The 21,053-nt window shown below is 41.4% G+C and carries 23 protein-coding genes; 14 read left to right on the plus strand and 9 right to left on the minus strand.

Features of this window, described 5'->3' with window-relative positions; all coding sequences use genetic code 11:
* Window positions 1-176 precede the first annotated feature (176 nt).
* The 8 genes from cysK (at window position 177) to CVN76_RS27000 (ending at window position 9,252) form a co-directional block, all read left to right on the plus strand.
* The gene (gene cysK, locus CVN76_RS26965) at window positions 177-1,100 is read left to right on the plus strand and encodes a cysteine synthase A (protein WP_100533764.1); all 924 of its coding nucleotides are present in this window, start codon (window positions 177-179) and stop codon (window positions 1,098-1,100) included.
* Window positions 1,101-1,273: 173 nt separating this feature from the next.
* Window positions 1,274-2,482, plus strand: a complete 1,209-nt coding sequence (locus CVN76_RS26970) for a metallophosphoesterase family protein (protein WP_157805816.1) — start codon at window positions 1,274-1,276, stop codon at window positions 2,480-2,482.
* 20 nt (window positions 2,483-2,502) lie between these two features.
* The gene (locus tag CVN76_RS26975; protein ID WP_157805817.1) at window positions 2,503-5,520 is read left to right on the plus strand and encodes an ATP-binding protein; all 3,018 of its coding nucleotides are present in this window, start codon (window positions 2,503-2,505) and stop codon (window positions 5,518-5,520) included.
* A gap of 41 nt (window positions 5,521-5,561) precedes the next feature.
* Complete coding sequence (locus CVN76_RS26980) at window positions 5,562-5,969, plus strand: hypothetical protein (protein WP_232732488.1); 408 nt, start codon at window positions 5,562-5,564, stop codon at window positions 5,967-5,969.
* A gap of 380 nt (window positions 5,970-6,349) precedes the next feature.
* Window positions 6,350-7,174, plus strand: coding sequence for an ABC transporter ATP-binding protein (locus tag CVN76_RS26985; RefSeq protein WP_100533768.1), 825 nt, complete (start codon window positions 6,350-6,352; stop codon window positions 7,172-7,174).
* Window positions 7,167-7,862 carry a (2Fe-2S)-binding protein gene (locus CVN76_RS26990; protein ID WP_100533769.1) on the plus strand — a complete coding sequence of 232 codons (696 nt, stop codon included), beginning with the start codon at window positions 7,167-7,169 and terminating at the stop codon, window positions 7,860-7,862. Before CVN76_RS26985 ends, CVN76_RS26990 begins: the two co-directional genes overlap by 8 nt.
* Before the next feature lie 170 nt (window positions 7,863-8,032).
* Complete coding sequence (gene yhaM / locus CVN76_RS26995) at window positions 8,033-8,971, plus strand: 3'-5' exoribonuclease YhaM (RefSeq protein WP_061143104.1); 939 nt, start codon at window positions 8,033-8,035, stop codon at window positions 8,969-8,971.
* Between the two features lie 98 nt (window positions 8,972-9,069).
* Entirely contained in the window at window positions 9,070-9,252 is a 183-nt protein-coding gene (locus CVN76_RS27000) for a sporulation YhaL family protein (protein ID WP_053344914.1), read from the plus strand.
* Between the two features lie 46 nt (window positions 9,253-9,298).
* Here the strand turns inward: CVN76_RS27000 and CVN76_RS27005 are convergent, their stop codons facing one another.
* Window positions 9,299-10,165 (minus strand): peptidylprolyl isomerase, encoded by an 867-nt coding sequence (locus tag CVN76_RS27005; RefSeq protein ID WP_100533770.1) that lies wholly within the window; start codon window positions 10,163-10,165, stop codon window positions 9,299-9,301.
* A 200-nt stretch (window positions 10,166-10,365) separates the two neighbouring features.
* Between CVN76_RS27005 and CVN76_RS27010 the strand changes: the two genes are divergently transcribed.
* Both CVN76_RS27010 and CVN76_RS27015 read left to right on the plus strand, forming a co-directional pair.
* Window positions 10,366-10,449, plus strand: coding sequence for a YjcZ family sporulation protein (locus CVN76_RS27010; RefSeq protein WP_081092482.1), 84 nt, complete (start codon window positions 10,366-10,368; stop codon window positions 10,447-10,449).
* A 184-nt stretch (window positions 10,450-10,633) separates the two neighbouring features.
* Window positions 10,634-10,717 (plus strand): YjcZ family sporulation protein, encoded by an 84-nt coding sequence (locus tag CVN76_RS27015; RefSeq protein ID WP_034314699.1) that lies wholly within the window; start codon window positions 10,634-10,636, stop codon window positions 10,715-10,717.
* A 116-nt stretch (window positions 10,718-10,833) separates the two neighbouring features.
* Here the strand turns inward: CVN76_RS27015 and CVN76_RS32000 are convergent, their stop codons facing one another.
* Window positions 10,834-11,016: a hypothetical protein gene (locus CVN76_RS32000; protein WP_061143102.1), complete on the minus strand. Its 183-nt coding sequence runs from the start codon at window positions 11,014-11,016 to the stop codon at window positions 10,834-10,836.
* A gap of 108 nt (window positions 11,017-11,124) precedes the next feature.
* Window positions 11,125-11,709, minus strand: a complete 585-nt coding sequence (locus CVN76_RS27025; RefSeq protein WP_100533771.1) for a DUF3267 domain-containing protein — start codon at window positions 11,707-11,709, stop codon at window positions 11,125-11,127.
* A 196-nt stretch (window positions 11,710-11,905) separates the two neighbouring features.
* Here CVN76_RS27025 and CVN76_RS27030 point away from each other — a divergent pair, with 196 nt between their 5' ends.
* A complete protein-coding gene (locus CVN76_RS27030; RefSeq protein ID WP_100533772.1) occupies window positions 11,906-12,232 on the plus strand; it encodes a DUF1878 family protein in 327 nt (108 codons plus the stop codon).
* Window positions 12,233-12,234: 2 nt separating this feature from the next.
* Here CVN76_RS27030 and CVN76_RS27035 read toward each other — a convergent pair whose 3' ends face one another.
* The 5 genes from CVN76_RS27035 to CVN76_RS27060 all read right to left on the minus strand — a co-directional run bounded on the left by CVN76_RS27035 (window position 12,235) and on the right by CVN76_RS27060 (window position 16,356).
* Window positions 12,235-12,813 carry an HTH-type transcriptional regulator Hpr gene (locus CVN76_RS27035; protein ID WP_057912500.1) on the minus strand — a complete coding sequence of 193 codons (579 nt, stop codon included), beginning with the start codon at window positions 12,811-12,813 and terminating at the stop codon, window positions 12,235-12,237.
* A 190-nt stretch (window positions 12,814-13,003) separates the two neighbouring features.
* Window positions 13,004-13,366 (minus strand): YtxH domain-containing protein, encoded by a 363-nt coding sequence (locus CVN76_RS27040; protein WP_100533773.1) that lies wholly within the window; start codon window positions 13,364-13,366, stop codon window positions 13,004-13,006.
* A 589-nt stretch (window positions 13,367-13,955) separates the two neighbouring features.
* The gene (locus tag CVN76_RS27050) at window positions 13,956-14,474 is read right to left on the minus strand and encodes a tryptophan transporter (RefSeq protein ID WP_100533775.1); all 519 of its coding nucleotides are present in this window, start codon (window positions 14,472-14,474) and stop codon (window positions 13,956-13,958) included.
* 127 nt (window positions 14,475-14,601) lie between these two features.
* Window positions 14,602-15,705: a 3-phosphoserine/phosphohydroxythreonine transaminase gene (gene serC / locus CVN76_RS27055; protein WP_100533776.1), complete on the minus strand. Its 1,104-nt coding sequence runs from the start codon at window positions 15,703-15,705 to the stop codon at window positions 14,602-14,604.
* 228 nt (window positions 15,706-15,933) lie between these two features.
* Window positions 15,934-16,356 carry an HIT family protein gene (locus tag CVN76_RS27060; protein ID WP_100533777.1) on the minus strand — a complete coding sequence of 141 codons (423 nt, stop codon included), beginning with the start codon at window positions 16,354-16,356 and terminating at the stop codon, window positions 15,934-15,936.
* A 659-nt stretch (window positions 16,357-17,015) separates the two neighbouring features.
* On the opposite strand from CVN76_RS27060, the gene CVN76_RS27065 reads away from it, so the two are divergent.
* From CVN76_RS27065 to CVN76_RS27075, 3 genes are all read left to right on the plus strand, one after another.
* Window positions 17,016-17,759, plus strand: a complete 744-nt coding sequence (locus CVN76_RS27065; protein WP_100534207.1) for an ABC transporter ATP-binding protein — start codon at window positions 17,016-17,018, stop codon at window positions 17,757-17,759.
* Window positions 17,752-18,960 carry an ABC transporter permease gene (locus CVN76_RS27070; protein WP_100533778.1) on the plus strand — a complete coding sequence of 403 codons (1,209 nt, stop codon included), beginning with the start codon at window positions 17,752-17,754 and terminating at the stop codon, window positions 18,958-18,960. The genes CVN76_RS27065 and CVN76_RS27070 overlap by 8 nt, the downstream gene beginning before the upstream one ends.
* Window positions 18,961-19,065: 105 nt before the next feature.
* Window positions 19,066-19,770 carry an EcsC family protein gene (locus tag CVN76_RS27075; protein ID WP_100533779.1) on the plus strand — a complete coding sequence of 235 codons (705 nt, stop codon included), beginning with the start codon at window positions 19,066-19,068 and terminating at the stop codon, window positions 19,768-19,770.
* A gap of 30 nt (window positions 19,771-19,800) precedes the next feature.
* On the opposite strand, the gene CVN76_RS27080 is transcribed toward CVN76_RS27075, so the two are convergent.
* Window positions 19,801-21,012 (minus strand): M20 family metallopeptidase, encoded by a 1,212-nt coding sequence (locus CVN76_RS27080; RefSeq protein ID WP_100533780.1) that lies wholly within the window; start codon window positions 21,010-21,012, stop codon window positions 19,801-19,803.
* Window positions 21,013-21,053 lie beyond the last annotated feature (41 nt).

Consider the following 21,053-nt stretch of genomic DNA (forward strand, 5'->3'; position numbering starts at 1 on the left):
GGATCGGGAAAAATTATATCGAACAAACTTTAAGTGTTGTTTTTTTAAACGTGTAAGTGAAAAAAACGACTGTAACGATCGGAATTCCATCATTAAAATAAAAAATCATAAATGATATAATAGATTAGGAGAAAAGAGTATGGGGTTTGTGCATAGGCCGAAGGGAGTTAGATGGAATGACGGTGAAAATCGTGAATAATATAACGGAATTGATAGGAGATACACCAGTTGTAAGGATTCATCATTTAACAGGGAGGGATGATGCGGAAGTCTTTGTAAAGCTTGAATATTTCAATCCGAGCCGAAGTGTGAAGGATCGGGCTGCGTTTAACTTGATTAAGCAAGCGGAGCTGGATGGGGTCATTCAATCTGGTTCCACGATCATCGAGCCGACTTCAGGCAATACAGGTATCGGCCTTGCGATGAATGCAGCGGCAAAAGGCTACAGGGCCATCATGGTCATGCCGGATAATATGTCAAAGGAAAGAATCAATATTTTAAAAGCGTATGGCGCGGAAGTTGTCCTCACTCCGGCTGCGGAGCGGATGCCAGGTGCCATTCGCAAAGCTCAGGAACTGGCTGCAAAGATTCCGAACAGCTTTATTCCTCAACAATTCGAAAATAAAGCCAATCCTGATATTCATAGAGTGACGACTGCTGTCGAGATTTTGGAACAGATGGATCGAAAGCTGGATGTGTTTGTGGCGACTGCCGGTACAGGTGGGACGATAACAGGAACGGGTGAAGTCTTAAAAGAACAGCTGCCGCATTTAAGGGTCGTCGTGGTCGAGCCTAAAGGCTCGCCGGTTCTTTCAGGCGGGAAGCCTGGTCCGCATAAGTTGGTCGGAACAAGTCCCGGTTTTGTGCCAAGCATTTTAAACACGGATGTGTTCGATGAAATTGTCCAAGCAGCCGATGAGGATGCAATTTCAACGATGAAGGATATGGCGGCAAAGGAAGGGATTCTAATTGGACCATCAGGCGGCGCCTCTGTCTGGGCTGCGCTCAAGGAGGCACGGCGCCTTGGTGCAGGTAAACGTGTCCTGTGCATAGCCCCTGATAATGGTGAACGCTATTTAAGCATGGATATTTTCCAATAATAGTAGAAGGCCGAACGCGGTGCATGCGACAATGTACCAGCCATTCGGTCTTTTTATTTAAGATTGTGGCGATACTGTTTATAACATTAATCGACGCGACAATTCTGATATTTGGCGGGAAAGTATGTTCTGTTTATGTTAAAGTGAAAGAAATGAAATACCGAGGTGAGGCAATGAGCAGCGTGAAATTCATTCATGCGGCGGATCTCCATCTGGATAGTCCATATACAGGGCTGAAGGATTTGCCGTCAAGGATAGTAAAGGAATTAAGAGAAAGTCCATTCAAAGCCTTTCAAAAGATCATTCATGAGGCCATTTTCCATCAGGTTGACTTCATCGTCCTGTCTGGCGATGTGTTTGATGGTGAAAATCGCAGTCTCCGGACACAGGTGCGTTTTCGGACTGAAATGGAAAAACTACGGCAACATCAGATACCTGCCTATATCATTCACGGAAATCATGATCATCTCAGCGGAACATGGATTACTGTGGAGCTCCCGGAAAATGTCCACATATTTTCAGGGCAAACGGAAGTGAAACTGTTCGAAAAAGCGGATGGGGCAAGCGTCCACTTGTATGGATTCAGTTACCCTCGCCGCCACGTAAAGGAGAGGATGATTGAAACCTACATGAAAGCTGAAGGCGCGGATTATCATATAGGGCTGCTTCACGGAAATTTGGAAGGCAACGCTGAACATAGCCCCTACTCCCCTTTTTCCCTGAAGGAACTGGCTGACAAGGATTTCGATTATTGGGCGTTGGGGCATATCCATAAGCATCAGGTGGTTTCAGAGGACCCGCTGGTGATTTACTCCGGAAATATCCAAGGCAGGAACCGCAAGGAATCTGGAGAAAAGGGATGCATGCTGATCGAACTCGATGGTGACTTGAGACGACATTCATTCATAGGGACCTCTGGGGTGATATGGCATAGTGAAACAATCCAAGTAACAGCAGATGGGGGTTTTGATGCAATCTTCAAGCAATGCCAGGAACTCATTGAGCAAAAATGCTTGGATGGAAGAAGCTATCTTTTGGAAATAAAGTTGGACGCCGGGGGATATGCAGGGGAAATTGCGGAATATCTTGACGAATTGACCCGGATTTTACAAGAAGAAGAGCAAGCGGAAGCGTTTGTCTGGGTGTATAAAATCAAGCTCATCCAGGCAATGCCGATGATAAGGTCAAGCAAGATATCTCCATTTGTGGCTGAGATTTCAGAGCTTGCATCAGAATTTGAGGATACGGAGGCTGCCTATGCCGCTCTTTATCATCACCCGATTGCAAGAAGGTTTCTTGATTCGATGGAACCAATAGAGCAGAAGTCACTTTTGGATGAAGCGGAAAGATGGCTTTTGAATGTGTTTGAAACGAACGAATAGCTAAGGGAGGAGGAGAATCGTTGATCATAAAGGACCTCCATGTTTATGGTTATGGCAAACTGGAAAACCAGCTTTTCCCGCAACTGGGCCGGATGCAGGTATTCTTTGGCGAGAATGAATCTGGCAAGTCGACCATCATGTCTTTCATGCATAGTATTTTATTTGGGTTTCCGACAAGAGTTCAAAATGAACCGCGCTACGAGCCTAAGATGCATGCCAAATATGGGGGGAGGCTCACTCTTTTAACAAAAAATCATGGGGAAATCGTTATTGAACGAGTGAAGGGAAAGGCGACTGGGGATGTATCGATCACCTTCGAAGATGGGAGGGTCGGGGGGGAAAAGGAGCTTAATGAAATTCTCCATGGCGTAGATAAAAACTATTACCAAGCCATTTTTTCTTTCGACCTTCAAGGACTTCAAGGTATACATACGCTAAGTGAAGGAACCATGAGCAAGTATCTGTTGTCAGCTGGACTGGTCGGGAATGATAAGCTTCTTGAAGCAGAAACGAAATTGCAAAAAGAACTCGATCGGCTATTCAAGCCATCAGGCCAAAAACCCATTTTGAATGTAAAAATAAAAGAACTTAAGGAATTGCAGAAAAAGGTTAAGGCATCAGAACAGGAGCAGCAGTCATATACCGCATTTTTGCAGGAAGAGAAAGAACTTAAGGAGAGGCTTGCTGAAATTACGCAAGCTATCCAAGAGATAGAAAACGATCTTATGAATGTGGGTACGTTCCTGAGAATCAAGCCCTTGATTGAGGAGAAGGCGAAAATTGAATCGGAGATAAGCAAGATCAAGGATGTAAGTTTTCCTGTTGATGGTTTAAAAAGGCTTGAGCAGCTCCAAGCAGTGGCAATGCCGATGAAGGCGCAATTATCAGCATTGACAGAAAAACTGAACAAACTTGAAGGGAATCTCGTTGAATTCGAAATAGAACCGTTCATCAAGGTGCACAAAGAGCAGATCGAACATGCAGTCAACCAAGGCACTTTATTGGAGAAGCTCGAGCTGGACATTCGGAGGGCGGAACACGAATGCCTGATGGAAGAAAAGTATATCGAAAAGGTGAAGCAGGATCTATTCCTCGATGAACCCGATGATGAAATGAGCAATCTCGATATCAGTACATTCATGAAGGAAAAGATCAAGCGGACGGAGAGGGATAAGCATCAACTCCAAAATGCCAAAAAACAGCTGGATGAGAAATATGGGCTGCAAAAGGTCAGTTTGGAGACGGCAGAAGCCCGCTTGAAGGAGATAGAATCCCAGTTAATGTCCGTGGAAAAACGAAGCAAGCTTGAATCTTTATACAACAAGCAACATAACCGTGAATTTAAAACAGTGAAAAGGCTCATTCTTGATGAGCAAATACTTGAACTTGAGAAGCAATTGGCCCTACAGGAGAAGCAGAAGGCTCATGATCGCAAACGTTCCCTCATCATGAATGGAAGTATAGTAGCACTGCTATGTTTAGGTGCGATCAGCTGTTATTTCAGTGAACAGTTGCTGCTTTCCATGATACTTCTGGCCGCGGCGGCCCTGTTTGTGGTTTCCAGATATCTTTCCAAAGGAGAAATGATATTATCAGGGAATATCCGGCAATTGGATGACATGAAACGAAAAAGGTCGGCACTTGGCAGTGAAGCCAATCAGGATAGTGATGGAGAGTCGATGGGACAATTACTGGAATTGGATGACCGTCTCCAAAGACAGCTGGAAACGGAAAGGTTCAAGTATGAGGAACGGGAGGAGGCTTTCGAAGCGACCATTCAGGAGTATGCGGCTTGGGAAGCTGGAAAGGACGAATTGGATAAAGAAATGAAAAGCATCTTGAACGGATGGGGCATGTCCTTTCCTGGCATGGAAATCAATCTTGAGTCTGTATTTGAAATGCTTGAAGATTGGAAAAATGCCGTTGAAAGGAAATATGAAGCGATCAAGCGGCATCAATATTTAAATGAAGAATTTGATACCAAAGCGAAGGTTTTATTACATTTTGCCCACAGCCTTGATGTTGAGCCATCTACTTGGCGTGAAGCGATTGGCCTTTTAAAGCGGGAATTGAACAATGCTTTGGAGGTATCCGTCCAGCGAACGCAATGGCTACAGGAACGAATCCGTTTGCGGAATGAAATCGAGCAGCTGACGATGGAAAAAGATTATCTTGATGCCGAAATCGAGCAGCTTTTTGGATTAGCGAAGGTCAATGATGAGGAAGGGTTCAGGCATCACGCTGCCTTGTCCGAAAAGAAAGGCTCCCTGCAAAATCAACTTGGGTTGATTGCGATTCAAATTGAGCAATCGAGAATGCTTCCGGAACAAATTCAAACATATGTTAAACAACGGATCACCACTTATGCATTTGAAGATTTAGAGCGGAAACAAAAGGATGCTGTAAAGGTGAAATCAGCATTATTGGAAAAAATGACTGACACGAAGCATCAGATAAAACGTCTTGAATCATCAGGTGTTTATGACGATTTACTTAATAAGTTTTATGAAGAAAAAGCGGCGTTCAATGAAGAAGCGAAAGAATGGGCGAAATTGGCCATAGCCAAACGCTTATTGAATAAAACTTTGGATCGATATAAAAGGGAACGTCTGCCGAAGGTCATCGCAGATGCCGAGCGACACTTTGCCTTTTTGACGAATGGGCGCTATTCGAAAATCATCCTTGATCATTCAGGAGAAGGAATTTTTGTACAGCGAAGTGACGGCTTGAGATTCGGGGTGGAAGAGGTAAGCCGCGGGACAGCCGAGCAAATTTATGTTTCCCTAAGGCTCGCCCTTGCAGATCATACTTTTGACAATGATTCTTTCCCGCTTATCATCGATGATGGTTTTGTCAATTTTGATGCAACAAGGACAAAAAGGATGCTTGAATTATTGAAAAAAATTTCTCTAAAACGGCAAATCTTCTTTTTTACCTGCCATCGACATGTAATGGAGGGTTTCACGGAGAAGCAAGTGATTCATCTATCCAATTCCATATTGAAAAAAGATAATGATTTGATCATTCGAGGAATATAATCGAGTGAAAACTATGAATAAAGAGAGTGAAGGCATTGGATATGAATGAGTTTGTAAGCCGGCATGATTCGTCATTACGATTAATCGTCGAAAACGAGTTCCCTGGAAAACGATGTGTGGGGGGGAAATATTCCGCCGAAGATCATACGATCACTTTATATAAGAAAGATATCGAAATTCAGTGTGAGCGTTTTCTAGGTTCGCTTGATGCGCTTGAGGAATATACATGGGTCATTCTTGCGCATGAAATGGGGCATGCGCTGGATACAGAGCTAGCTGTGCTGAGTGAGGAGCTTTGGAATACGGGCAGCTCGGAAATCCTTTATCAAATTGAGGTCAACGCCTGGAATATCGCAGCTGAAATAATGCCTTTGGTCAATCGGGATTTATTTACTTTCATCAAAGATGAATCTCTGGCACATTGTACGAAACGCCTGCTCGTAGGTTAAAGACCTTTCATAGGGAGGGCTGACATACTGTAGATAAACTCTCGATAATGAGGGAGTTTGTCTGCAGTTTTTGTGTTTTCCCTTTGTACGTTGCTTGCCAATGCAGGCACTTGTTAGCCCTTGAAACGTCTTTCCCGCATAGTCACGCGTCTTCCGCTCCACTCCACGTATTTGAACAGCCGAGCAAAAAGCATCAGGGTGAAATGTGGATACCATATTTTTTATGTTTCGGAAAAAAAGCACTTGATATCTTTACTTGAATGTCCGCCAATAAGTGACTTATTGGCAGGATGTTTTTGGTTCAATATGCTCATTAAGATTGACAGTGATAATCATTTTCATTAAACTTAGATTATTAACATAATAAGGGGAGTATTTTTATGCGACCAGTTATTAACACACAGTCTTTATCGCTCGGATATGGTGATAAATTAATAATAAATGATATGAATTTGGATATACCCAAAGGGGAGATCACTGTTTTCATCGGTGCCAATGGTTGTGGGAAGTCAACACTACTACGATCGGTCGCACGCTTGTTGAAGCCGCAAGCGGGTTCGATCGTGCTTGAAGGCAAGGCGATATCGTCTTTGTCATCCAAGGAGGTAGCAAGAAAAATGGCGATTCTTCCACAATCGCCGACAGCTCCTGAAGGCCTTACCGTCTATCAGCTCGTGAAACAAGGAAGGTATCCGTATCAAAGTTGGTTGAAACAGTGGAGTACCGAGGATGAAGAGAAAGTTCAGAAGGCGATCGAAGCAACGAACCTGTCTGAATTGAAAGAACGTGCTGTCGACGAATTATCGGGAGGGCAGAGGCAGCGGGCATGGATCGCGATGACGCTGGCACAGGATACGGACATCATATTGCTGGATGAACCGACTACATATCTCGATATGACCCATCAAATCGAGATTCTTGACTTATTGTTCGATTTGAATGAGCTTGAGAATCGAACGATCGTTATGGTTCTGCATGATTTGAATTTGGCATGCCGTTATGCGGATAATTTGGTTGCGGTTAAAGACGGGGCGATACATGCGGAAGGACGACCAGAGGAAATCATCACGCCCGGGTTGGTTCAGCAAGTATTCGGGATGGAATGCCATATCTCCTTTGATCCCATTTTCGGCAGTCCCATGTGCATCCCATATGGGAAGGGGCGTTACGCACAAAGCCGGATGAAAGCGATGGCCAATGGTTAAGCTCACACCAACCATGGAAAAAGAGCTGCAAGGCTTTCGCGTATCGGTACGTGGAAACGAAGACTCAAAGACCATTTGTAATGTTGAAGAGCTAATATCGTATGCACAAGCCCGGACAGGGGCGGAGACGTCAAAAATAGCCATGTCGATGTGGTTCAGACGATATGCTTTTTTTGTTACGGCACAATTGTACATGGTCAGTAAGCATCGGCTTGCCTGGGAGGGCACACTGAGGGACGTGGGAGTTTTGGATGATCCGGAAGATGAACATTGGCTGCCGGATTTTTTATTGAAAAAAAACCGGTGGGGAATTGTTCAGGAAAAGGAAAGTTCCGTTGCCCTCCAGACGATATTAAGCAGGTTTGGTGCGGATGCCATTACCCCGGTTATCAAAACCACAAAAATATCGAAACTTGTACTGTGGGAAACGATTTGGAGCTATACGGTATGGATGTATAGCGAGTTATTGAAACTGTCTGATATAAAGGCACGTGTTGAAGCGGACATAAATTGTCTGCTGGAAGATGAAATATGGCAGAATATCGAAAGGCGTTCACCATTTAAGCGATTTTTAGGGGGTAAAACCATCCCGGAGTCGATGAATCCTTATAAACGAATGACATGCTGTTTATATTACCGGATTGATGGACAGGAAAAATGCGCGTATTGTCCGAATAAAAACAGTTAATCAGATGGAATGGAAAGCCAGGCTAGGTAAGAGCCTGGCTTTTTTGCTTGTGAAAGGTGACAACATAGCTTCGTTTCCTTATAATATGTCCAGCACGATTGATAAAACTAAACGCACTGAAAGGGTTCATATGTTATAATGTTGATATTTAATCGAACGGGGGCAGTCGCATGGGAAATGGGATCATTCACTATGGAATTGGTGAAGTTGTAGATATATATATGTATATAAAAACGAGTACAAAGGCGGTTGCAAGTAATGGAAAGCCGTTTTTAACATTGATTTTGTGTGATAAAACCGGGGAGATCGAGGCGAAGCTATGGGATGTCTCCGAGGCTGATGAGAAAACGTACAGTGCCGAAGCTACGGTGAAAGTTCAAGGTGAAGTCCAGAATTACCGGGGCAGAAGCCAATTGAAAATCCGCAATATAAGAATCACATCTGATGCTGATGGCGTAACAAAAGCCGATTTGATTCAAACGGCACCTTTAAGTCAGGAAGAAATGATGGAAACGATCACTCAATTCATTTTTGAAATGAGGAATCCGAATATCCAAAGGGTGACTAGACATCTTATTAAAAAATATCAGAATGAATTCTTGACGTTTCCTGCAGCGACGAAGAACCATCATGAGTATATGTCGGGTCTCGCTTATCATGTAGTCTCGATGCTGGGTCTGGCCAAAGCTATATCAACCCTTTACCCTTCGCTCGATCGTGACCTCTTGTATGCAGGAGTCATACTGCATGATCTTGGGAAGGTACATGAGCTATCTGGACCTGTGTCGACCGTTTACACGGTGGAAGGGAACTTATTGGGCCATATAACCATCATGGTGAATGAAATCGGTAAAGCAGCAGAGGAGTTAGGGATTGAAGCAGAAGAAATCATGATCCTCAAGCACTTGATATTAAGCCACCATGGCAAAGCGGAATGGGGCAGCCCCAAACCGCCAATGGTGAGGGAAGCTGAAGTGCTGCATTACATCGATAACATGGATGCCAAGATCAATATGATGGACCGGGCCTTGGAGAAAGTGAAGCCTGGTGAATTCACGGAAAGAGTCTTCGCACTTGATAATCGCTCATTTTATAAACCTACATTTTAAAAAAATATGCTTCTTTCCGTTGGAGAAAGAAGCATATTTTTTTTGTTCACGCATATTCTCTAGTAAATGAATAGTAGATTTTTTGGGAGGTAATGGACATGCCAATTTGGATTTGGTTCGTGTTTATTGGAATAATTGTCAGTGCAGTCATGTCAATTTGGACAGCTAGGCAGGAGCGTCTCATAGATGATGCTTGGATAGAGAAGGAAGGCCAGAAGTACATTGAACGTATGGAAGAAGAGCGTGAGAGGCGTAAAAAGGATATCAATCAGGGAGCATAACTAAAAAAAGCGACAGGACCAAGTCCTGTCGCTTTTGCTTATCCGATTATTTTTCGGCTTTGGTTGCGTCACCAGAAGTGATGGCGTCTTTAAGATCTTTATCTTTAATTTTCACGTCAGCTTTTTTCACTTCAGCATTCAAAATATCTTGAACCTTGGTTTGGTCAATTTGCGCGACTTTCAAATCATATTCTAGATCTTTTTTCATATCCTTGTACGATTTCTTTTCTTTCATATCTTCAAGTTGGATGATGTGGTAGCCATAATCCGATTTAACCGGTTTACTGATTTCGTCTTTCTTCATCTTGTAGGCTTGCTCTTCGAATGCAGGAACCATATCACCTTTTCCGAACCAGCCAAGTTCGCCGCCTTTTTCAGCAGACCCTGTGTCTGTTGAATATTCTTTGGCAAGTTTGGCGAAGTCTTCACCTTTATCCAATTTAGCTTTCACTTCATCAGCTGTTTTTTGGTCTTTGACAAGAATATGCCTAGCTTTGATTTGTGGTTTGTAGTCTTCATAAGCTTTTTTCACATCAGCTTCTTTGACTGTAATATCAGCAACGGCAGCTTTTTCTTGAAGCATGCCGATCTTAAGTGCACGTTTAAGATCATCTTCGCTCTTATATCCGGAAGAGGCTAGGGCCGTTTGGAAATTATCACCCATTTGCTCTTTAAGTTCTGCCGTTTTAGCCTTAACTTCTTTATCCGTTACTGTATATTTTTCAGAAAGAACTTTTTCATAAACAAGTTCCTGAAGAACGGTGTCACCATAACGGTCCTTCATGACATTGTAAAATTCTTCTTTCGATATATCCCCCGCTTTAGTTTCCACGACTGCCTCTTTGTCGCTGTTGCATGCTGTAAGTCCAATCAGCCCTGCAGTCACAGCAATTGATAATGCCCATTTCCTCATTGAGAACAACTCCTAATTTTAAGTTTCTGGTTTACTAATCTTCGTATTTCCACAAAATTAACTATAACATATTCTGGTTACTTTACAAAAAATAATATATTGATGTATGAATAAGAATTTTTTTGAAAATGGGCAGATGCCTACCCAGATCATGAACATCTACATATGATAAATCGAGGACACCAAAAGGAGGTAGTATAATGAGTAATGGATTTAACGGAGGTTTCGCCTTGTTAGTAGTGTTATTCATTTTATTAATAATTGTAGGAGCAGCCTATTGCTAAACAATTGCAAAAATATAATGGAAAGTGCCCACTCCTTTTGCCATGGAGTTGAATAGGATAGGGTAGCCGCTCAACAATAAAGAATATAGTGATTATCAAGCTATGAAAGGGATGAATTCCTTTTGGCGGATATAAGAGTGTGCATGAAACTGCTATTACTTAAGAATGGAAAGGAGGAAGATCAATGTCTGGAGGAATAGGTGGAGGCTTTGCTCTAATTGTCGTTCTTTTCATCCTGTTAGTCATCATTGGAGCTTCTTGGTTATAAATGCATAAACAAAAGGCGAAGCTTATCGCTTCGCCCTTTTTCTTTATTATTTGAATAATGCGCCGGTTATCACCAATGTATGTAACAAATGATGGTCGATCATTTGTTGCTCATCTCTACGTATACAAAATTTCAATATAGGAGGATAATAACATAATAGTAATTAATACATTAATGGTCCTGAATACTTTAGGCTGCCGGTCTTCAGCAATTTCTTTTTGGATACATAAAGAGTTGGTCATTCTATTAATATTATAAAGAATCAAAATGGCAACGACAATAAACCAGAATGAGATCAAAACCTAAAATCCCTCCTTGCAAAACATCATGTATAAATACGATACCAAATTATAATGAAAAAAGATACTTAAAAATCTTTTCAGTCACCTTTGCGAAATGAAGTGGAATCACTTTTGGATAAGGATGTCGTATCCTTCCCGATGTTCTTCAATAAATGAATGTCCTGGTGAACCAATCAGGTTCTTTATATAAATGAAATCCGATACACATAATCCGGTATGCAGGGATAATAAAATGGTGAAATAATGGATGTAATGCGGAAAACCAAGTGCACAACCGATTAATAACGCCGACATAATGAAGAAGGGTAGGACAAGGGTCAAGAGATATAGATGCTTGCGTATCGGATAATGCACATTTACATTGCATGTAAGCACAAGTTTCCACTTAATGGACCAAGAAGTTTTAACTTTTTTGCATAATAATCGTAAAGGTAAATAGTGTAATAGTTTGTGAACAGGATATAATAAGACTAATAGGCTAAAAAAAAGCATTGTTTGATCGTCATACAAAACAACCCGGGATGAAACGGCACTTAATAATGTATAGATCAAAACAAAAGACATCAATATAGTAAAAACTGAAAAAAAGATCAGACGGCAATTCCCATATTGTTTTGCCACGTCAATTGTTTTCCACGAGTTCATTTTGAAATCAGCCCTCCAAAGACCGTTGAATTTACTTACATACATTACGATGAATGGATGGAAAAAGCAATAGAATTCTGGGATTTAGTTATAAGATAATAATTACCACAGAATGGACAAAGATTAAAGGTGATGATTGGCGGCTACTGTCCAATGGGAGGACAATTTCTGATTGAGAAACCACTAACGTTTTTGCGTGATTAAGGTTAAATATGAATGATTGATTGGGGACTAATGATGTATGAGAAATATAAATGAAGAAATAGATATACTCCGTTTTCATCAGGGGCTTTTATTGAACTTGATACGCAATCCAGAGGCAAGATTGGACTTTTTGTTTGTGGAAAAAAATTTCACGAAGTTGGAGGCGGAAGCGCTGCTGGGTCTATGTGATATTTTGAGCAAACGCTATGAAATAGAAAAAGCGGAAGGATACATGAACTTTCGACCGCTTTTTAACCAACTTGAAAGAAAGGTCAATCCAAAAATAACGACAAAGGAATGTATTGACGCATGCCTCTCACAAGGTTTATATGTATCCTTCATGAGGGAAATGGATAGAGTGTGAGGCTAAACTGGCTCAGTTTCTTTCTCTATCTTTTTTTTTGTGATTTTACCCTCCACATCAGTAAACTCCTGATCAATATTATCGAAGGACCTCTCAAAGATTTGCATGAAATCTTCCCCGTATATATTACGGATGACAGCCATCATTTCTATCATATCGGGGAACTTACCATAAAGCTCACGAAGTGGAAGGGCACCTGAGAAAGCAGAATTTTTACTAGGGTCGTAAGTCTCCATCAGATCAAGAAGAATCTTTTCTCCTTCAGGTGTGATCTCAATATACGTATTCCTCTTGTCATTTTCTTTCTTTGAAAATGTTAAAAAACCGCGTTCCTCTAATTTCTTTGAAAAGTTAAATGCCGTAGAAACATGCATGACCCCAAATTTTGCAACGTCTGAAATGGAAGAGCCATTAAGATGATAGGCAATCCAAAGTATATGGTGCTCATTGATATTTAAATCATAGGGCTTAATCCATTGCTGCCAATCTTTTTCAATCGATTTCCATAATGCTTTGCTTAATTGTGCAATTCTTTGACTAAAAATCATTGCTTCTTTCATAGAATAATTTTTATTCTGCATATTATGGGCTCACCTACTTATAAGATTCTGTATATTTATTATGACAATAAAATAAAAATTAATAAAGATAATATTTGCAAAATTTTTAGAAAATTTTAGTTTTTTTAATCGATTCTCCATTTTTCCTTTATATATAATGTTAATTATTGGGAAAAATGGAGAATTCGACTTATGCAACCACGTTTAGCAATTATTTTTTAGAAGTAGGGATGGCCGTTTCCAACTGTTTTAATGAAGTTTCAATTTCTTGAATGTTCTTCATTAATTCATTCTTATTCGGTTCGATTTCCTGCTTCCAGTTCTCGATGACCACCTGCACGTCCGAAATGAAAGTTTTTACCGTTTCTTTGCTGATTTGAGTGGCTTCCAGCGAGTCATCTTTAATATTTTGCATCTTTACCTTCAGTTCATCAATGGTAGTCTTCATTTCTTCCGCATTCGTTTTGATGCGATTCCGCAAGTCCTTGCCAGAGCTCGGCGCTGCAAGCAAAGTTGCGGCACCCGCTACGACTGTTCCGGTTAAAAAGCCAATTAGTAATGATTTTGCTTTCATTAGGATCACCTCATTAATAATATTGTTTTCGCGTTACATGGTCTGATTCCCTGCTGAAAAAAAACTCAATTGGAAATTTTGATAAATAGGGTTGGAAATGCTATTGATAACAAAATACCATAATTTTCTTTCCTATGGAAGAGTATCTACCATTTTATCTTTATATCACAAAAATATTTTTTTAAACTTAAGCAGTCAATATATAATATTTAAAAATAACTTGGAGTTTTATAGAAAACGCTTCATATAAAGGAAGGAGGAGCATATAGATTATAAAAACAAGCTGTCGGAACATGGATGGCACTGGTGGGTTATTAATGAAAATCATTTTTTTGTTAGGCCTGGTATGCCTGTGCGGGATGGGGTATTTCCTAAGAAAAGCAAAAACTCCAGGAATCTACCCGCCTAAGAGGGTGCTCCAGGCTAGAGCCTACGCTTTTGCCTTGCCCGGGGGCCTGCTGCTTTTCATTTGGTTGATGTGGTTGTTCATTCATTGATTGCAGAGGGCGGCTTATTTTAGATCCATAGTGTTGAAAAAAAAGCACCGGACTCTGCTCCGGTGCTTTTTAAGTATGATGATTTAGCTGGTTTAAGCATTAATGGTTACATTCGATTTTTTGACGATGCCGTTCACGATTGGATATATGATGACCATCGCTACTGTATTTAGCAGTACGGCAGGAAGCACAACAGCTCCGAAAAGGGCAACGAAAGGACCTGGAAGGGATACGAGATAATATGCCGATCCAAGGAAGACAGCGCCGGAAATGATTGTTCCTACGGCAGTCAAGATACTTACCGTCACAACGGATGTTGAAAACTTCTTAAGACTGATGAATAAAAGGTAAAACAGAAAGGCTGTTGCCAATTTATCTATGATATTTGGAATCTGTCCTCCAGGAAATGTGGTTGTCATGGCAGAGATGGCTCCAGCAGCCAAGGCAACAATGAACACATTCTTTTTCTCAGGAAACAGGGTGATCGCCAAAAACATCATCAACAGCATCATATCCGGTTTCATTCCAAGGAAGAAGCCTGGAACGATAAAATGCAGGGCAGCCCCGATCCCGATTAATAGGGACAGTGATACAAGGGTTTTCGTTTTCATTTACTCATCTCTCCTATTCTCATCTCGACTAACATCTTTTCTTCAACAATGCACTGTTGCTTGTTGCAAGAAGTATAAGATAGTATACCATAAGACCTATTTTTTTAGAAGTAATATTTGTACACAATTAAAGAGTATGAGCTTCCTTCGCGTTATGTGCTTGCTGGAATTTTTTCATGAAAGCCGCAAGTTCCTGGCAATGGGATAGGGGCACGGCATTATAAATGGAAGCCCTGCAGCCACCGATGGAACGGTGACCATTCAATCCGACGAAACCGGCCAACTTCAGTTCTTTTAGAAATTGTGCTTCAGCTTCTTCAGATGGAAGTGTGAATGTTATGTTCATGAAAGAGCGGCTGTCAGGTTTGGCATGGCCTTTATAAAAACCATCGCTTCCGTCGATGGCATCGTAAATGACTTTTGCTTTTGCCTCGTTGTTTTCAGCGATCTTCTCGACTCCGCCTTGTTCCTTTGCCCAATCCAATACAAGCGACAATAAATAAATGGCCAATGTCGGTGGCGTATTGTATAAAGAATTATTTTTTGCATGAATGGAATAGTTCAACATGGATGGAATGCTGTCAATATCCTTTATTAAATCTTTACGGATGATGACTAACGTGATTCCTGATGGGCCAAGATTTTTTTGTGCTCCTGCATAGATGAGGCCGAATTTACTTACATCGATTTTTTTGCTGAGTATATCACTGGACATATCCGCCACTAAAGGAACGTCACCTGTTTCAGGGAATTCCTTCCATTGGGTTCCGTAGATCGTATTATTGCTTGTAATATGAAGATAAGCAGAATCCTTATTCAATTCGATATCTTCCACTTTAGGGATGAATGTATACTTATCTGCTTTTGATGAAGCTACTACTGCCGTTTCTCCAACTTTTTTGGCTTCTTTTAATGCTTTTTCCGACCAAGAGCCAGTGAGGACATAATCAGCCCTTTTCCCCTCAGGCAAGAGGTTCATCGGTATCATGGAGAATTGAAGACTTGCCCCGCCTTGCAGCAGAAGGACCTCATAATTTTCAGGAATGTCCATAAGCTCTTTTAATGATTGTATGGCACGGTTATGGATTTTTTCGAACTCTGCACTCCGGTGGCTTAATTCCATGACGGACATGCCGGAATCCTCGATATTCAACCATTCGTTTTGGGCTCTTTGTAAAACTTCCAAGGGCAGGGCAGCCGGCCCAGCGTTAAAATTGCGTGCACGTTTCAATTTTTTTCCTCCTATACGATAGTGTGTTAAAGTAATTACATCTATTTATCTATCCTAACAGAAATTGAAATTCAATTGGAGGAATTTTTAGAATTTTAAGTGATGATTCCGCTGAAATGGATCATAAAAGAAAAATGGCCCAGCACCTTTTAAGTGTGGACCCAATCAACATTCATTTTATTCACTGCAACACGATCTCTGGATGCCTTCCGAACAGAGGCTATTCCTTCATTCAATATGCTGGGCAATGGAGTCGGCAATCTGCTTCAGGTCATCGGGCGAATAAGCGCTGGCATTCGTTTTCCAGACTGCCCCAAAGCCATCACCTTCTCCATATCGCGGAATTAGATGCATATGAAAATGGAAAACGGATTGTCCTGCCGCTTCTCCGTTATTATTCAAGAGGTTAAGGCCAACGGGGTTGAATTCCTGTTTCATCGCGCGGGAGATCTCCGGTACGACTTCAAATAAATTCTTCGCAATTTCCGGTGTCAATTCATAAAGATTTTCCTTATGTACTTTAGGAATTACCAGCGTGTGCCCTTTCGTTACTTGACTGATATCGAGAAAGGCCAATACATGTTCATTTTCGAATACTTTGGTGCTCGGAATTTCCCCATCGATTATTTTGCAAAAAATGCAATCGCTCATTAAAATCGCTCCTTTGGTAGTTAGTGTATTTGGTTAATCGTACCATAGCATCAATCGTTGCGAAAAGAAAAAATCATAAAAACAGGATGCAACATTGAGTTGCACCCTGTCCTAGAAAAAGGGGGTTTTGCTTCAAAAATTCGCATTAGCATAAATTCTCTGCGACAAACACCTCATCTACAATAAAGTAAAATACGGTTATCTGGTTAGAGTTTTTCCATTCAAAGCAACCATCTCCTATATCTTTAAAGTTTCATCAACTTATAAAGCATAATTGATAATCATTGAATGATTTTTCTGCTTTTACGTGCAAGAGAACCATCTCCTTGCTCGAAACGATTTTTTAATAATGAAGCTTCTGGTTTAATTCAGTTATACGTCTTTAACTGACACCTCATTTACAAGATGATATGAATCATTTGTAATAAAACATTTGGGCATTTCAGTGTAATACGTCTTTAACTGACACCTCATTTACAATATGATGTGAATCACACGTAATGACTAACCCCTTCTTCCTTATTTATGATAGCCACTAAGCAGGAAAATTATAATTAGTTATTTTTGGTAATTTTCTTCCGGGAACACTCGACTATATAAATGAAGGAGAATTTGTTAAAATGGAAATAAGAACCTCTATAATAGAAAGGATCGTTAATATGTCCTTATTGGAAATAAAGCAATTAGTAGGCGGATACACGAAAACGCCCGTCTTAAAAGGGATAAGTTTTGACATTCAACCCAATGAGCTGGTGGGGTTGATCGGTCTCAATGGTGCTGGGAAAAGTACGACGATCAAGCATATCATCGGACTGATGGAGCCAAAGGGCGGAAGTGTATCAATACACGGTAAAACGCTTGCGCAGGATCCTGATACATATCGAAAACAATTCACATATGTTCCTGAAACGCCCATCTTATATGATGAGCTGACACTTGAGGAGCATTTAAAGCTGACGGCCATGGCGCATGGATTGGCGGAAGCGACATACAAAGAAAGAATGGATGCCTTGCTTAAGGAGTTCCGTATGGAGAAAAGACTTAAATGGTTTCCGGCCCACTTCTCCAAAGGGATGAAACAAAAAGTCATGATCATGTGCGCTTTTTTGGTGCAGCCCTCCTTATATATCGTGGATGAACCATTCGTGGGCCTGGATCCATTAGGCATCCAATCATTGCTTGACTTAATGAAGAAAATGAAGGAAAGCGGAGCGGGGATATTAATGTCCACCCACATACTTGCAACTGCGGAGCGGTATTGTGATTCCTTCATCATCCTGCATAATGGAGAAATCCGTGCAAAGGGCAACCTTGAGCAGCTTCGCGAGCAATTTGCGATGCCAGGAGCGACGCTTGACGATTTGTACATTCAATTGACGAAAGAAGAAATCGGACATGAATAGTCAAAATCTCTGGAAGGAAAGATATTTGGGCTATATAAATGAAACGCAAAAATACCTTCGTTATATTTTTAACGGACATCTGGTTTTTGTGATGGTATTGGTTTTAGGTGGACTGGCTTATTATTACAGTGATTGGGTGAAGACGCTGGACGGTGACTTCCCCGCCGAATGGATCATGGCCGTTGTTTTTTCAATCCTTGTCACAAGAAGTCCGATAAATACCTTTTTGAAAGAACCCGATACCGTATTTTTGCTACCCCTTGAAACGAAGTTGAAAAGTTATTTTAACAATTCGCTGCGCTTGAGTTGGGTTATGCAAGGCTTCATCCTGCTTGTTGTCCTAATTGCATTCATACCGATGTATACGAAGGTCACCGATGCCGGCGGCAGGGATTTTGGAATCATCCTCGCTGTTTTGCTGATTTTGAAGTTTGTTAATTTAATCATTCGCTGGAACGTATTGAAATATCAGGATCCTTCAGTCAGCCATTGGGACTCACTTATCCGCTTTATACTTAATGGAGTGATGCTCTATTTCGTCTGTTCAGGGGCAAATATCCTTTTTGCTATCATTACGATGCTCATATCGATCGGGCTTTACATGTATTACCGAAGCGCAGCCAAAGATTTTGTCTTGAAGTGGGAGCGCCTCGTCGAACTGGAAAATAAACGGATGAATTCGTTTTATCGAATAGCAAACATGTTTACGGATGTTCCTCATCTAAAAGGGAAGGTGGCAAGAAGGAAATGGATGGACTGGCTTTTATCATTCATTCCATATGGTGAAAAGTCCACTTATACCTTTCTATATGCCCGCACCCTGCTGCGGTCCAATGATTATGTGGGGCTTTGTTTTCGTTTAACCATCATAGGATCTGTCATCTTAAGCGTATTCATGAATATCTGGGCCCACTTGATCGTTGTTTTTTTGTTCCTATTCATGACAGCCCTGCAGCTGCTGCCGGTCTGGAAGATTCATGAATGGAAAGTGTGGGTTTCGCTGTATCCATTGCCGGCAAAAATGAGAGAGTCTGCAGTCATTAAGATTATTTCATATTTCTTATTATTTGAGGACTTTGTCTTTAGTATCGTCCTGCTTGTGAATGGGGAATGGATGTCTGCTTTGGCCGCTTTGGTGCTAGGTCTTGTTTTCTTGGTCGGCTTTAAAATTTACGCAACAAGGAAAATTAAAAACTTTTGAACGGGAAGCTGATTTTTCATAAAATCAGCTTTTTCGTATAAGAAAAGGAAATGAACACTAAAAACCTTGAGAAAAGTATATACATACATAACGGGGGGTGCTTAAATGAATGAGTATGAACAAAAGGCCTTAGCGGAGCTAGTTACATGGAAAAAGAAGATGACCAAGAAATCAGGCAAGTTCGAACGCATGTCAAAAAAGGCGCAAACGAAAGTGAATGGTTTCATTCCGGACCGTGTGCACAAAATGATTGCAGATAGCATTAAGAGCATGATCGAGGCAGTATTATCAGGATCTAAATATATGTCCAAAGAGAAGAATGTAATGCTTCTTTCCTTACAGCAAAAAGAAGAATGGGTTACGGAAACGGTCGCGGCATATCGTAAAACGGCTATTATAGAGGGTGTGGGGACAGGTGCGGCAGGGCTCTTGATAGGTCTGGCTGATTTCCCTTTACTTTTAAGCATCAAGATGAAGTTATTATTTGAAATATCCCGTTTATATGGTTTCGATCCAAATAAATATGAAGAACGTTTGTTTATCCTCCATATTTTCCAAATGGCATTCTCAAGCGAGGAGAAACGGTTGGAGACATTACATGTGATAGAAGAATGGGGTTTGGGGGGTGTACCTCAAATTGATTGGCAAGAGCTTCAGCAGGAATATCGCGATCATATCGATATCATCAAGATGTTCCAGCTCGTCCCGGGATTGGGCGCCGCTGTCGGTGCATATGCTAACCATCATTTACTGGAGCAGCTCGGGGAGACGGCTGTCAATTGTTATCGGATCAGGCTGCTTAAAGAATGAAGGGAGGGGGAGTAACCCGTCCCTTTTCCTTTACCGCAATAAAGATTCGTTCGCACTGAGTGCTGATTGATCCTTAGTATGATAAGTTACCGCTGCCGTGCCTAAAATTTTTGCTGCAATGAGCATTGCCTTTTCATCAATATCAAATAAGGGATGATGGTGAGGGTACGTTTGTGCATCATTTGGCCTGGCACCTGTAAAAAAGAATGTTCCTTTCACCTTTTGTAAATAATAAGAAAAATCTTCTCCTGTCATATCCGGATCAATTTCTTCCGTAACCAATACTTCCTTGATGGCCTTGGTGCTCTCGATAAGGAATTTCGTTTCCTCGTCATGCGGGATAACAGCCGGATACCCTTGGAAGTACTGATAATCGTAGGTACAGTCCGCAGCCATGCAGGTTCCTTTAACAACTCGCTCTATCTCTTCGCTTATAAATGAACGGACGTCCTCCTTGAAGGTCCGGACTGTCCCGATTATTCTGGCTTTATCAGCAATGACATTAAAGGCATTATCAGCTACAAAGGAACCGATGGTGATGACTGCAGAATCTATCGGATTCAGGCGGCGGCTTACGATTTGCTGCAAGTTCGTGACTAGCTGGGAGCCGGCGACGATTGCATCACGGGTTTTATGTGGCTGTGCTCCATGTCCGCCTTGTCCTTGAATGATGATTTCAAAACGGTCAGCAGCAGCCATAAGCGGTCCGTAGGTGTATTGAACAGTTCCAGTCGGCACCGTAGCCCATAAGTGGGTACCGAAAATTACATCCACCCCATCAAGGCAGCCAGCCTCGATCATGGGCTTGGCGCCACCTGGAGCATATTCTTCAGCATGCTGGTGGATGAATACATAGCGGCCTTCGAGCTCATCCTTCAGCTCATTCAGGTTTTTAGCTAGGACAAGGAGTGCCGCAGTATGGCCATCGTGTCCACAGGCATGCATGACGCCTGGTACGGTGGATTTGTAGGAAACCTCTTTTTCATCTTGAATGGGTAAGGCATCGAAATCAGCACGCAATGCCACCGTTTTACCGGGTTTGCTGCCAGTGATCGTTGCGATGATGCCATTTCCGCCTATATTGATTTTGTGCTCGATTCCCAGTTTTTCATAATAGTTAGCGATGAAGCCGGCAGTTTTTGTTTCATGAAACGAAAGCTCGGGATGTTGATGAAGATACCTTCTGATGGAAACCATTTCATCGTAAGAACCTTCCAGAAGAGCGTGTAATTGGTGTATCATATTGTACCTCCCATGATTGGTTTAATGTTGAATAGTATATC

This window comes from Bacillus sp. mrc49 (genome assembly GCF_002803435.1).

Bases quoted from the DNA above. Each gene is read 5' to 3' on its own strand.
- CVN76_RS27025 (WP_100533771.1), bottom strand. From the start codon at position 11,709: ATGTATGTAAGTAAATTCAACGGTCTTTGGAGGGCTGATTTCAAAATG.
- CVN76_RS26980 (WP_232732488.1), top strand. From the start codon at position 5,562: ATGAATGAGTTTGTAAGCCGGCATGATTCGTCATTACGATTAATCGTC.
- cysK (WP_100533764.1), top strand. From the start codon at position 177: ATGACGGTGAAAATCGTGAATAATATAACGGAATTGATAGGAGATACA.
- CVN76_RS26990 (WP_100533769.1), top strand. From the start codon at position 7,167: ATGGTTAAGCTCACACCAACCATGGAAAAAGAGCTGCAAGGCTTTCGC.
- CVN76_RS27065 (WP_100534207.1), top strand. From the start codon at position 17,016: ATGTCCTTATTGGAAATAAAGCAATTAGTAGGCGGATACACGAAAACG.
- CVN76_RS27060 (WP_100533777.1), bottom strand. From the start codon at position 16,356: ATGAGCGATTGCATTTTTTGCAAAATAATCGATGGGGAAATTCCGAGC.
- CVN76_RS27070 (WP_100533778.1), top strand. From the start codon at position 17,752: ATGAATAGTCAAAATCTCTGGAAGGAAAGATATTTGGGCTATATAAAT.
- CVN76_RS27005 (WP_100533770.1), bottom strand. From the start codon at position 10,165: ATGAGGAAATGGGCATTATCAATTGCTGTGACTGCAGGGCTGATTGGA.
- CVN76_RS27050 (WP_100533775.1), bottom strand. From the start codon at position 14,474: ATGAAAACGAAAACCCTTGTATCACTGTCCCTATTAATCGGGATCGGG.
- CVN76_RS27080 (WP_100533780.1), bottom strand. From the start codon at position 21,012: ATGATACACCAATTACACGCTCTTCTGGAAGGTTCTTACGATGAAATG.
- CVN76_RS27030 (WP_100533772.1), top strand. From the start codon at position 11,906: ATGAGAAATATAAATGAAGAAATAGATATACTCCGTTTTCATCAGGGG.
- CVN76_RS27010 (WP_081092482.1), top strand. From the start codon at position 10,366: ATGAGTAATGGATTTAACGGAGGTTTCGCCTTGTTAGTAGTGTTATTC.
- CVN76_RS27040 (WP_100533773.1), bottom strand. From the start codon at position 13,366: ATGAAAGCAAAATCATTACTAATTGGCTTTTTAACCGGAACAGTCGTA.
- yhaM (WP_061143104.1), top strand. From the start codon at position 8,033: ATGGGAAATGGGATCATTCACTATGGAATTGGTGAAGTTGTAGATATA.
- CVN76_RS26970 (WP_157805816.1), top strand. From the start codon at position 1,274: ATGAGCAGCGTGAAATTCATTCATGCGGCGGATCTCCATCTGGATAGT.
- CVN76_RS27075 (WP_100533779.1), top strand. From the start codon at position 19,066: ATGAATGAGTATGAACAAAAGGCCTTAGCGGAGCTAGTTACATGGAAA.
- CVN76_RS27035 (WP_057912500.1), bottom strand. From the start codon at position 12,813: ATGCAGAATAAAAATTATTCTATGAAAGAAGCAATGATTTTTAGTCAA.
- CVN76_RS27000 (WP_053344914.1), top strand. From the start codon at position 9,070: ATGCCAATTTGGATTTGGTTCGTGTTTATTGGAATAATTGTCAGTGCA.
- CVN76_RS27015 (WP_034314699.1), top strand. From the start codon at position 10,634: ATGTCTGGAGGAATAGGTGGAGGCTTTGCTCTAATTGTCGTTCTTTTC.
- CVN76_RS26985 (WP_100533768.1), top strand. From the start codon at position 6,350: ATGCGACCAGTTATTAACACACAGTCTTTATCGCTCGGATATGGTGAT.